At 55.6% G+C, this 11,066-nt stretch carries 10 protein-coding genes and 1 pseudogene; 6 read left to right on the top strand and 5 right to left on the bottom strand.

What is annotated here, in order from left to right:
- The 4 genes and pseudogenes from E4S61_RS26040 to E4S61_RS24945 all read right to left on the bottom strand — a co-directional run.
- Positions 1 to 219 (bottom strand): annotated as a pseudogene (locus E4S61_RS26040) (histidine kinase); the annotation flags it as partial.
- 975 nt (positions 220 to 1,194) lie between these two features.
- On the bottom strand, positions 1,195 to 2,055 hold the full coding sequence (locus E4S61_RS24935; protein WP_135306483.1) for an NmrA/HSCARG family protein: 861 nt from the start codon (positions 2,053 to 2,055) through the stop codon (positions 1,195 to 1,197).
- Between the two features lie 479 nt (positions 2,056 to 2,534).
- On the bottom strand, positions 2,535 to 2,858 hold the full coding sequence (locus E4S61_RS24940) for a hypothetical protein (RefSeq protein ID WP_135306484.1): 324 nt from the start codon (positions 2,856 to 2,858) through the stop codon (positions 2,535 to 2,537).
- 530 nt (positions 2,859 to 3,388) lie between these two features.
- Positions 3,389 to 4,594 carry a lamin tail domain-containing protein gene (locus E4S61_RS24945; protein WP_167768640.1) on the bottom strand — a complete coding sequence of 402 codons (1,206 nt, stop codon included), beginning with the start codon at positions 4,592 to 4,594 and terminating at the stop codon, positions 3,389 to 3,391.
- Between the two features lie 982 nt (positions 4,595 to 5,576).
- Between E4S61_RS24945 and E4S61_RS24950 the strand changes: the two genes are divergently transcribed.
- The 6 genes from E4S61_RS24950 to E4S61_RS24975 all read left to right on the top strand — a co-directional run bounded on the left by E4S61_RS24950 (position 5,577) and on the right by E4S61_RS24975 (position 10,050).
- The gene (locus tag E4S61_RS24950) at positions 5,577 to 6,119 is read left to right on the top strand and encodes a cupin domain-containing protein (protein ID WP_135306486.1); all 543 of its coding nucleotides are present in this window, start codon (positions 5,577 to 5,579) and stop codon (positions 6,117 to 6,119) included.
- Between the two features lie 638 nt (positions 6,120 to 6,757).
- Positions 6,758 to 7,579, top strand: coding sequence for a helix-turn-helix transcriptional regulator (locus E4S61_RS24955; RefSeq protein WP_394346470.1), 822 nt, complete (start codon positions 6,758 to 6,760; stop codon positions 7,577 to 7,579).
- Positions 7,580 to 7,984: 405 nt separating this feature from the next.
- Complete coding sequence (locus E4S61_RS24960; protein ID WP_135306487.1) at positions 7,985 to 8,158, top strand: DUF1059 domain-containing protein; 174 nt, start codon at positions 7,985 to 7,987, stop codon at positions 8,156 to 8,158.
- Between the two features lie 3 nt (positions 8,159 to 8,161).
- Positions 8,162 to 8,767, top strand: coding sequence for an OsmC family protein (locus E4S61_RS24965; protein ID WP_135306488.1), 606 nt, complete (start codon positions 8,162 to 8,164; stop codon positions 8,765 to 8,767).
- Positions 8,768 to 8,779: 12 nt separating this feature from the next.
- Entirely contained in the window at positions 8,780 to 9,547 is a 768-nt protein-coding gene (locus E4S61_RS24970; protein WP_135306489.1) for a methyltransferase domain-containing protein, read from the top strand.
- 5 nt (positions 9,548 to 9,552) lie between these two features.
- Positions 9,553 to 10,050 carry a hypothetical protein gene (locus tag E4S61_RS24975; RefSeq protein WP_135306490.1) on the top strand — a complete coding sequence of 166 codons (498 nt, stop codon included), beginning with the start codon at positions 9,553 to 9,555 and terminating at the stop codon, positions 10,048 to 10,050.
- 553 nt (positions 10,051 to 10,603) lie between these two features.
- On the opposite strand, the gene E4S61_RS25790 is transcribed toward E4S61_RS24975, so the two are convergent.
- Positions 10,604 to 10,768: a hypothetical protein gene (locus tag E4S61_RS25790; protein ID WP_167768641.1), complete on the bottom strand. Its 165-nt coding sequence runs from the start codon at positions 10,766 to 10,768 to the stop codon at positions 10,604 to 10,606.
- Positions 10,769 to 11,066 lie beyond the last annotated feature (298 nt).

The following is an 11,066-nucleotide window of genomic DNA, read 5'->3' on the forward strand; positions in this document are numbered from 1 at the left end:
ACAGAAGTATAGCCATGCTCCGACTGCGGCGAGGCCCAGCACCAGCCCGAGGGTATACCACCCGAGTTTGAGTGATGTTGTCGGAGAGACCAGAAAGGCGACGTGAGCAGCTGCCCACCCACCACTCGTCAGCAGGAGTGCCCCCAAGCCCCGACGCGTGTCGGAGTCAGAGATATGTTGGAGTTGTGTGAGGCTTGCAAAACAGGCGAGTGCGGCCATCAAAAACATACCAACATAGAGTAGAAAGAGCGGAGATGCCGGTAAGGCTGCCATAGCGGGCAGTATCAGAGGCGCAAATATTACTCTGCCGACATAGACGGTGACTGGGACTTGGCAGCCTGCGAGATACGCGCTCTGTATCTTGCATGGGTATCAGAACACTTCTTTGAACTGGTATAACTCTCTCTGGTCGATTCGCAGGCGCAATTTTATGGCCCGTTCAGCTGCTCTCCGCTGCAATCTTCACGTCCAGATTGCTCAGTATAGACAAAGCACTTACCGGTGACTGCTATTGCCTGTAGCATGGAAAAGAACTCTCACTCTCGACGAGGAATACTCGCGTTAGCTGGAAGTGTCGCTGCGAGTGGGTGTTCATCATTTCGGGGATCAGATCCGTCTGACCGGCTCCCGGTGCTAGTTGGACTTTCTGTCCACAATGACACAGACCAGGTTCATGAATATCGGATTCAAGTTCAGTATGACGCTGACAGTGGTAGAGAACCCGCAATGGTCTTTCAATCGGAGGGGGCCGTTCGAGGGCGTGCCGAGATAGCCATCGAGGACGACTGGTCGAAAAAGCCAGGCCAGTATACCGTCGGACTCTCGGTTGACGGCGGGGATTGGCACAATCAGGATATCACGGATCGACTCACTCAACGAGAGCGAATCTGTTATACGCAGGAGGTTTCGATCACGGACAACGGAAACGCGGTAACCTTTGGGACAAATCTAAACGCTCCTTGCCCACGGCAATGAATACGGTGTGAGTTCGACTGGCGATTCTATTCAATACGCACACCTACTGAGCGGATATTTCGTCATCAGCGGTAGTGAACCGAATATCGGCGGCTTGCTGACGACATCCTTTCTATTCAGTCGATTTGATGACACCTTTCAGGCAGCGCGGCAACGACCGTGCTGGAGAAGGCGCGTCTCTATCGAGCGTAGACCCTGACTGGCGGAGATGGACCGCAGTTACTGCGCCCAGCCAGCCCGTTCAAGATACTCCGGTAATCGGGAGAACGTGAGCCCGTGTTCTGCTTGGAGTTTGTCGATCGGCGATTCGTACCCATGCTCGTTGAACCATTCGAACATCACACGGTACTCTTCGCCGCCTTGCTCCATCATCTCCGCAAGGTCGGCCGGTGAGACATGGTGGGCAGTTACATCGGCATCAGTAACGTCCCCCATTCGGATGGCTGTCGCGGTAAGTGTGAGCTCATCGCTCGCCAGTTCGAAGTCCTCGCCGATGTACCGTTCCGGGTCGGTGAATGCCTGGGCAACGAACGCCCCAAGGTCGTCGATGTCGAGCATTTGCAGCGGGACGTGTCGCTCCATCGCGAGGGTAAGTGTCCCATCCATGACCTCCTCGCGATTGCCTTCGAGATTTTGCATGAAGAACACAGGTCGGACGACAGTCGCGTTCAGGCCAGTCTCGTCGAGGTATTGTTCGATCTCCCACTTGGAATCGAAGTGGGAAATCCCCGTGTCGCGTTCGGCCCCACCGACAGAGCTGAACACGAAGTGGTCAACCTCTGACTCGACGGCGGCATCGATTGCATTTTTCCCGTGTTGAACCTCGGTCTCGTACCCATGCTCCCAAAAATTGGTGACACAGAAGACGCCATCAACCCCATCCATGGCTGCTTCAAGCGTCTCAGTCTTGTCGAGATCTCCTTCAACAACTTCTGTACCGCTCTCCTCGAGGGAACGAGCGGCACCACTCTCGGCATTGCGTGTGAGCGCGTAGACCGTGACGTCCTGGTCCAGCAGGTGATCGGCGACCGCTCCGCCTTGTGTCCCGGTGGCTCCGATTACGAGAATGGACTCACTCATAGGCACCCAATAGGGACCCGCCAGTCTAAACCCTCCTTGCCGATTGGTACCCAGTTCTGATACGAACGTGCAGCAGCGATTGTGTCAGTCCAGGTGGGGAAAAATTAACGGCGACCGGGCAGTGGTGGACGGGGCAAACCGCACTAGTGCAGTTCGCAGTCTAAAATCTCTCACTAGGACTGGAGACCGCTCTTGATTTCGAGTCGTGTCTCATTTGGCAACTGAGTGACTTCTGAACCCTCGATTTTCCGTCAGACAGTATTTTGGCAAATCTGACGGCGAGACTGCCTATTCCGCCACTTTGCTCTGAGACACATCTAATTTTCTCTGGTGCGCTCGATTCGTCCAGTACCTCTCTGAGTGTTTCATTTAAAAATGCAGAGAAATCTACCATTCGTAAGCAGGCTCAATTTCACGGTCCGTTCAGCTGATTTCCGCTGCAATCTTCACGTCCAGATTGCTCAGTACAGACGAGCTATCTAACAGTTGGTGACAACTGTCCCGTTCCGGGTGGGGTCTAACGCCTCTTTGTCCGTGGTTCCGTCTCCACCGTCGCGGAGCGTCACACTCTCGTTGATGAAATACTCGGCTACGCCACGCCCGTCTCCTACCGAATCGCCGGTTTTCGTGCTGAACGCGTATTCGATATAGAGATTCCAGCCACGAGACTCGTTTGTCACGACTATGTCGTTCATCGAGACGGAGATTCGGGTCAGCTTGCCATTCTGCTGGCTCAATTCCCTGTTCCACACGATGGCGCGTTCACACGTTTTCGCGTACTCTCCGACGCTCTGTTGGGTCAAGTTTGCTGGCTTGTTAGGGTAGGGGTGAGGGTCAACAGACGGGTTCGCCGAGAACACGCCAGCCTGAAACGCGAAGAAGCCTGTCAGACCGAGTACGAGCAGAACGAGCAGGATAACCGGGGACCAAGAATCCATACTCATTGTGTCTCTATTGGCGCTGGTCAACCGAAAATCCCCATGCTACGTATCTGTCTCAGATAGCATGTATGCACACCTATCTAACGGCTGTTCCAGCCGCTATCGTGAGCAAAAAACGGATGTAGAAGAGAGTCCGTATTAGCCAGTACCCAGAAAGCACCTCACTGAACTAGCTACCCACCGCCAGATCCGAGTTCGTCAACTAGTGAGTAGTCTGCTGTCGGTCTGTTGTTGTGAGAGGCTACGATGGTACTGGCGTCGCCAGTAGTGATGTGCACCGGAGAAACTATGAGGGCGGTATATTCGTCATCCGAGACATCTTGAAGGCCAAGGTGTTTCGAGCATTGGACGAAGACTTTTACCTAGACGAGAGACTTCGGTGACACCCGATTCTATTCGTATGTTCGCTCGATAACAACCTCACCGCTTGTCTCTTCGACGATGATTGTATCGCCACCGTTGTTCCAAACGGCGCTTTCACTCCTCCAATAGAGGCTGTCAGCGCTATTTGCACCGCTCCCCGTATAGAGTGTTATTTGTTCACCAGCGCCGACTGTCGTTCCCTCTGGTACAGTATACTCGTGGTCAGCGGTGTCGCTAATGACATAGCCGCTGATGTCCACTGCCTGACTACCTGTGTTATCGAAGGTGATGTACTCTTCGTTGAGATTCTCGTGATCATTGCCCGGTGCATCTGCGTGGATAGACGCGACTTCTAGCGTGCCGCCACTGTTTGGCGGGGCTGATTCTGGTGTCGGTGTTGGCGTCCTGACGTTCCGACAGTCCCAGACTCCGATGCCAGCGTCTTGGGCCGCTGCTTCGGCGTCGTAAAAGGAACTACGCCGCTCAAACTGTGAATCGTAGACACGCGCATAGCCTTGTTCGACGAGCTGGATATTGAACGGCTCCCCGTCGACGCTCACGTAGACAAGCAGACGGTCATAGCTGCCACGACGCCCTTCGTTGTCATCGAAGGAGAGTGTGACCTCTTCGCCCAGCAAGCGACTTCTGGTGAACTCAGTGGCATCCTTGGCCCTCGTTTCAAGACAGTTCCGACCCGCTTCTGTATCCGGCACTCCTTCGAACTCATCTGGATTGACATCGCCGTAGGTCTCTGGCGTGTCGACACCTAAGAGGCGGAGCGTATCTGTCGAACCATCCGCGAAGCGAATGTCGACAGTGTCACCATCGGTGATGGCTGTAATCGTTCCCGTTCGGTGATCGGGTGTTGCGGTGGTAGTCGGCTGTGGCGTGGGGGTTGCCGGGCGTGGTGTTGGCGTTGCTTGTGCTTGTGTTTCAACCGGGTTTGGGGTTGGTGATGCCGTCGCAGTCAGTGTCAGAGTGCTGGTAGCAGTTTGTGTGGCCACTGGCGTCGCTGTTTGTGAGGTGCCTGACTGCTGGTTGGACTGGTCTGTTGGCTCGCTCGTCTCTGTCGGAGCTGGCGTCACGATTGGGGTCTGAGATGGTGTTTCGTGAGGGGTGGTTTCATTCTCGGTAGATGGTGCTGCCGTGGGTTCAGAAGCTGTGTCGGCAGGCACTCCTGCGCCGACCAGTCCCATGAGGGCAATCAGATAGACGAAGGCTGCAATCCCAGACATTGCTCCGCCACCGGCGCTGATTCCCGGTAATTTCGCCGTTCGTGTCGCGATTCCTCGCCAATTCTTGAATGCGGCGATAGCAGCGAAAACTGGAAGCAGGTAGAATAGTAGAGGGGTCAGTAGGAAATACAGAATACCCACACCGAGATTCCGGAGTGAGCTACCCGGTTGCATCCCTGGTACCCGATCCGTAATGGTGGCTAATCGTGAGTGATTGGACAAGTCGGCACCACAGTGTTGACAGTAGGAATCAGAGGGCGAAACCGGCTTTCCGCACACCCGACACTCCGTCGCCTGTGACATCGTTGTTACTGCACTTTTCGTTCTATTAGTATAGTAATGGGTTTGATAAATGTATTATACGCCGGATTGAGAGCTAAACTCTCCGTCGGGCTACTCGGTATTTCTGAGTAGGGTTGTGGGCAGGCGAGACCAGATAAACTATCAGCGATTGAGGATTTCAACAGAGCCAGATATGTGGGAACTTCTCACTGGGTGACCGTCCTGATGATAGTGTTACGGTCACGACTGGACTTACGCTTCGTGCCTGTGCAGACCCATGCCCTGGGTTCTCGTGTTCTTACTGTGTCCCGTTCTTGATGAATATGAGCGGGAACGTCGTATCTCCCGAGCTATAACACGCGGGACTAGTCAGAGCGTCACGCAACCGAATCGGCGCAGATTGAGCCCAAACCTCTCACTTTCAAAACCCGCCTGAATATCGTCTTAGCAGGCAGTTTGAGGTTTTACCGTCCACACTTGCTCTCGACACGAGATACGTCTCAGCAGTTCGAGACGAGTTACCACGTTCATCTGACACCCTCTCTGACGGTAGATTTCGTGGCGAACCACCGCACACAGTGTTGTCGGGGGACAGTGACGATCCACAGCGGGAGGGAAGGGTGCCCACTCAACATGGTGTGGAGAGACGGAATCAACAGAAAAAAGATGACTGCACATCATGGTAGTGGCGCGTGGTAACATGACACAGGACGGTTCGGACCCCTCAAGAGAGTTGACGCCGACGGAACTCGACCGCACGCACCTTCCCAAGCAGACGATGTACAAAGTATCGCTGGCGGAGGCGACACCGTTCGAACAGGCCGAGAACGCCGTCACGACCTATCCACTGGTCGTGACAAACGAGTTCAAACTCCTGTACTTCGAAATTGAGCCGGGCGAGTCGATCGATTGGCACACGCACACGCCAGGATTCGACGAGGTGTGTCTGTGTCTCGACGGACGGGCTAGATTCACACTTGAACGCGGAGACAGGAGCAATCAAGTCCTCGAAATCGAGCCGCGGGAGTTCGTCTACCTGCCCGGCGGCGCACGGCACAAGATCGACGCCGTCGGAGATCGCCCCCACGAGGGGCTCGTAGCGATGCCTCCCGAACCAGTCTCCAGGATGGAGATGCTCGAAGGTGCGTCACCCTATCGGTTCGAGGAGTGGCCGATCGCTCTGTGGGTTGACCGCAAACGCGACGAAGTCGTCAGGAGAGACGAGGTGGCCGTCTCGGAGTGATCGCTCCACGGCCGCGTCGCGCGGTTTAGCTCCGTGCGTCCGCTAGATCGCACTTCACACCGATTCCATAGTGATTACCCCTGCCGGGACGGTTTCGAGCGTTCGCCAGGTCTCCTCATCAGTCCGTTCGAGGTCGCGAGCCTGGGTCGTGCCGGCTTCCTCCCAGCTGGCGTCAAGAGCACACTATCATAGCCATCGATTTATAGTAGATCTCGTTAATCTCGGTTCGGAGCTACGTAATAGGGGAAACAGCGCAGACTTGCCACCGAGCAGTTAGTACTGCGGCGCAAACGCCATCGCATCAGTCTCGAACGGAGACTGGGAGGTTTATATTCACACAGACCGCGGACAGATGCCCAGACGAAACGTACGAATCGTCGAGTGAGGAGACTAGGCGACGGACGTATCTGAAAATCGGAGACGCTGTGGCCGTGAGGAATTCAATCTCTATCTCGTGTCACGTTCGGAGACTTCTCAATGTTCCAGAGCTTGCTGGCGCTCCACCCGTGCTAGTCGAGCGGTTCCTCTACCTGTGCGTGGTTGAGGATTTTCGCTCGATGAGTGAACGGGCTGTCCTAACTCCTCCCCGAAGGTTGTTCAAGCACCGTTTTGAGGGGCACAGTCGTTATTTATCTACTATGTGTAGCCATAACATGGCAAAGAATAGCAGGGAGGCGCCAATCGACGATATAGCATATCTCGTACGATCCGAACACCGCGCGCCGACGCTGATCGCACTCACGGTCCGCCCCCGTAGTCGGTCCGAACTCTGGGAGATGACCGGCGTCTCCGAGTCAACGATCAGACGAACTCTTAGCGAGTTTGAGGAACGCGATTGGGTTCAACGGGACGGGTATCAGTACGAGGCGACACAGCTGGGTGCCTTTGTAGCGTCAGCGATGGCGGATTTGATCGACCGAGTAGAAACCGAGCGGAAGCTACGCGAAGTGTGGCGATTACTTCCGGACGAAGAAAGCGGTTTCACCATCGAGATGTGTGCGGAGGCAACCGTAACAGTGGCTGACCCCGAGGATCCATCTCGTCCGGTTTCCCGTTTCTGTTCGCTCATCGAGGAGACGGAGCGGTTGCGATTTACCGGCCTCGACGTGGCTATGCTCGATTCCTGTAAGACTGAACTCTGCGAACGAGTCGTCGATGGGATGGAAACGGAGCTCATTAACCCGCCGAGAGTGGCCAATTACATTCGCTCGGAATGCCCGGATCTATTCTCGGAGGCACTCGACAGCGGCAATCTCGATATCCGATTACACGATGAGTTACCGCGGTTTGGGGTTAGTATCTTAGACGACCGAATCGCCATAACAGGGTACGACCGCGAGGGCGTTATGGTTCGGGTCCTGGTCGACACAGACGACCCGGGCGCACGCGAGTGGGCCGAATCAACCTTTACGTCCCACCGACGAAAAACGCCGATTCTCCCCATCGAAACCGACCTGTGAGACGGTACTCGAACGCCTCGACCACCAGCGAACCTATTGATGTTCTTCGGACTCCTGCTCCCAGAGAAGCCACTGGTCGAATTGACGATGGGGAACGATATCGATTTCTTGCGAGACCACAACGACCGCGCTCGACTCTACGTGTGAGACCAGCAAGTCCGTTGGGGGACGGCAAGAATCGTCCGCAGTGGTAGCAAGAGAGCTTGGATAGACGGTCTGGAAGCCGTTTTCCTAGCCATCTCGTTTGCACTGACTGCATAGTTTTTCATAACCTGAGCAATCGGCAGCGACTGACAAACTCTGCAAACACTACGGAGGGCGGTACCAACTGCGAAGATCTCACAAGTTAGTTATGTATCTTTGGGAGTTCATAACACACCTTGCCGCAAGGCAACTGAAACGACGATGGCTGACGCATATAAACTCGATTGTGAATCGGAAGCGGTCGACTGCCGATTCATCATCCAGTCGGAAGACGAAGCCGAAGCAATCGAACTGGCAAAGAACCACATGCGGGAGGGGCACGGACAGGACTACTCAGACGACGAACTCCGAGAGGAACATCTCCAGGTGGTCTGATCCATGGCATCCGAACGTCAGATCGTCCACGGCGTCGATACCGAGGAACTCGCCGCGTTCGCGGAACATGCCGCCGAGAACTCCGAGGACGTTCAACTCGGGCTGAGCGCTCGATCGACCTACGAAGGAACGGCCGCTCACAGCTTGGCGACGATCGACTCGTACGTCCTCGGCGGCGAGACGATCGCGCGCGATACCCGCGAGTACACCATCCCCTACGGAGGCTGGAAGGAAGTGCTGGACGCCGGCGGTTGGGTTGGCGCGACCGATCGGCTCGAACCGATCGAAGCAGCACTGTCTGCGCTCGTCTCATGCATCAACGTCGGCATCACCATCAACGCTGTCGCGAATGGCGTCGACATCGACCACCTCGAGACACGCATTCGCACCGACTTCGACCCGGGTGTCCTCTTCAGTCTGGAAGACCTCGGGAACGCCGACTCGGTGTTCGAGAACCTGACCGCCGTGATCGAGATCGAGAGCCCCGACCTCGACAAGGACGAGGTCGACGAGTGGGCCCGGCGGGCGCCAGTCTACACGCTCGTCTCGCTCGAACAGGACGTCAATCTCACGGTGAATACGCCTGCCGAGGTGGAAGTCGACGACTAAGAGGCCAGGCACATGGCAAACTCACTCGACGTCGACAAACTGGAACAGGCGGTGAAATCCGTCTACCAAGACGTTGCGGAGGAACCCGACGAGGAGTATCACTTCGAGATGGGTCGTCCGTTAGCGGAACGCCTCGGCTATCCGCTAGAACATCTCGATCGGATTCCCGTGGGGGCGATGGAATCGTTCGCCGGCGTCGGATACCATTTCGACCTCGCTGACATCGAGGACGGAGACGACGTGCTCGACCTCGGCAGTGGATCGGGCACGGACGTGTTTGTCGCAGCCCTTCACGCAGGGAATGCTGGAAGCGTGACCGGGCTGGACATGACGGCCCAACAACTCGAGAAGGCCCGCACGTTGCGCGACGACGCAGGACTGGAGAATGTCTCGTTCGAGCACGGGTACATCGAGGACGTTCCCTTCGACGACAAGACCTTCGATGTCGCCGTCTCGAACGGGGTCATCAACCTCTCACCGGACAAGGCGCAGGTATTCGAAGAAGCCCACCGGGTGCTCGCCCCCGGTGGTCGCCTTGCCATCTCCGATATCATCAGCGAGGAGGTGATGCCGGAGAGCATCAAGAACGACGAGGACCTCTGGGCGGCCTGTATCGGCGGTGCCGAACAGATTGATCGGTACACGACGGCCATCGAAGCGGCTGGCTTCTCGGTGACGGACGTCCGAGAGAACACGCAGTACGAATTTATCTCGGAGCGGGCGGCGAACGCGTGCGAGAAGTATGGCGTCAAGAGCATCACACTCGGGGCAACCAAGTAATTATCATGGCGACAGATCAACCAGTCACGGACGAACCGGGAGAACAGGTCCAGTTCGAGTCACAGGTCCGGAACGGAGCACTTCTGATGACACTCGCCGGTATTGGGTTCGTCGGCTACGGGGTCGTGTTTCTCGTGCTGAATTTCGTGGGGAGTGGCTTCGAACTCGGGGTCAGTACGCTGGCCGGGATGACTGCCGCCGATCTCGATCCGACGGTGGCATACTACATCAGTCACCTCCACGTCGCCACCGCGGCGTTCATCATCTCGACTGGCATCGCCGTCGCGGCCCTCTCGTGGTACGGTGTGCGTCAGCGGCTCACGTGGGCGTGGGCGACTGCGATCGTCTCCGCAGTCGTCGGCCTCGCGCTCGCGCTCCCGATGCACTGGACGGCGGATGCGTTCTCTCACGATTGGGTGACCCATTTAGGCCCGATCTACTTCGCGACGATTGTATTCCTCGTCGGGGTCGTGTTGTCGTACCGCGGACTGCGAACCGTGTAGGTGGTTTCATCCATCTATGCCTTCGTTTATGATTTCAGTATCATTTGTCATACTGCATACGGAACAGACTGTGACCCTTGGAGAGTACCTATTTCGGGTCCTCGTTTACCTGTTCGCCTTCACTGGTATCGGTGTCGCCATTTTCTGGTGCGTCCGGATGATTGGAATTGTCCGATCCTATCGTTTCCGGTAGAGTTAGTCGACAAGCGCGAGGCTCGTTGTCTCCTCCCTCTGTGACCGAGATCGAAGTGCACTGAATAAGCGCTGTGTATTGACCGCTGAACACTCTTTCTAGTCGGCAGTCTGGAGTGTTGACTATGCGCCCTGTATCTCGAATGTCTTGATGGAACTACCACCTTCTATCAGTACAAGCGTGCGAGATATAGAGGCTGTAGTCAGTACAAGAACCCGAAACGATTGGCTTTTACCGACTGTTCATCGCTTTTATAATTCAACCAAACCAACAAAACTCTTACTTATTATAAGTGTAAATATATGGGCTGTTGGAAAACCAAGAGTGAGTAGTGCTAGCATGCATCAACAAACGTCAGAGCTACCCACGGTAATGGAGTCGCCAGATTCGACTCTGCAACGATCGACTGGCTTCGGAGATATCGATGGTCGAGGTATCGACGTCGTGCGAGGATCGATGGGACCCGATGTCGATATCACCCCACTTCTGGAGGGCTTGGAAGACGATCTCTGCCAGGTACCCCATTGGGGATATATCGTAGACGGGTCAATGAAAATCCGGTACAAGGACGGGACCGAGGAGGTCAATGAAGCGGGTGAGGCGGTTTACTGGCCGCCCGGCCACACGATGTTAACCGAGGACGAAGGGGTCGAACTGGTCTTGATCAGTCCAGAGCGTGCATCTATTCGGGGATTCGGTATTTTGCCATCGCATGCTGAATTGGAGTCGGTTCTCCGCATGGTCTCGCCACACTGGTCGCGGTCGCCAATAACTATACGACCCTGAGAAGTTGAAGAAAAGGCTTTACACAAGGGTACCCATA

The organism is Haloarcula amylovorans (genome assembly GCF_004681185.1).
GTDB lineage: Archaea > Halobacteriota > Halobacteria > Halobacteriales > Haloarculaceae > Haloarcula > Haloarcula amylovorans.

Bases quoted from the DNA above. Each gene is read 5' to 3' on its own strand.
- E4S61_RS24935 (WP_135306483.1), bottom strand. From the start codon at position 2,055: ATGAGTGAGTCCATTCTCGTAATCGGAGCCACCGGGACACAAGGCGGA.
- E4S61_RS24945 (WP_167768640.1), bottom strand. From the start codon at position 4,594: ATGTCTGGGATTGCAGCCTTCGTCTATCTGATTGCCCTCATGGGACTG.
- E4S61_RS24950 (WP_135306486.1), top strand. From the start codon at position 5,577: ATGACACAGGACGGTTCGGACCCCTCAAGAGAGTTGACGCCGACGGAA.
- E4S61_RS24955 (WP_394346470.1), top strand. From the start codon at position 6,758: ATGTGTAGCCATAACATGGCAAAGAATAGCAGGGAGGCGCCAATCGAC.
- E4S61_RS24960 (WP_135306487.1), top strand. From the start codon at position 7,985: ATGGCTGACGCATATAAACTCGATTGTGAATCGGAAGCGGTCGACTGC.
- E4S61_RS24965 (WP_135306488.1), top strand. From the start codon at position 8,162: ATGGCATCCGAACGTCAGATCGTCCACGGCGTCGATACCGAGGAACTC.
- E4S61_RS24970 (WP_135306489.1), top strand. From the start codon at position 8,780: ATGGCAAACTCACTCGACGTCGACAAACTGGAACAGGCGGTGAAATCC.
- E4S61_RS24975 (WP_135306490.1), top strand. From the start codon at position 9,553: ATGGCGACAGATCAACCAGTCACGGACGAACCGGGAGAACAGGTCCAG.
- E4S61_RS25790 (WP_167768641.1), bottom strand. From the start codon at position 10,768: ATGGGGTACCTGGCAGAGATCGTCTTCCAAGCCCTCCAGAAGTGGGGT.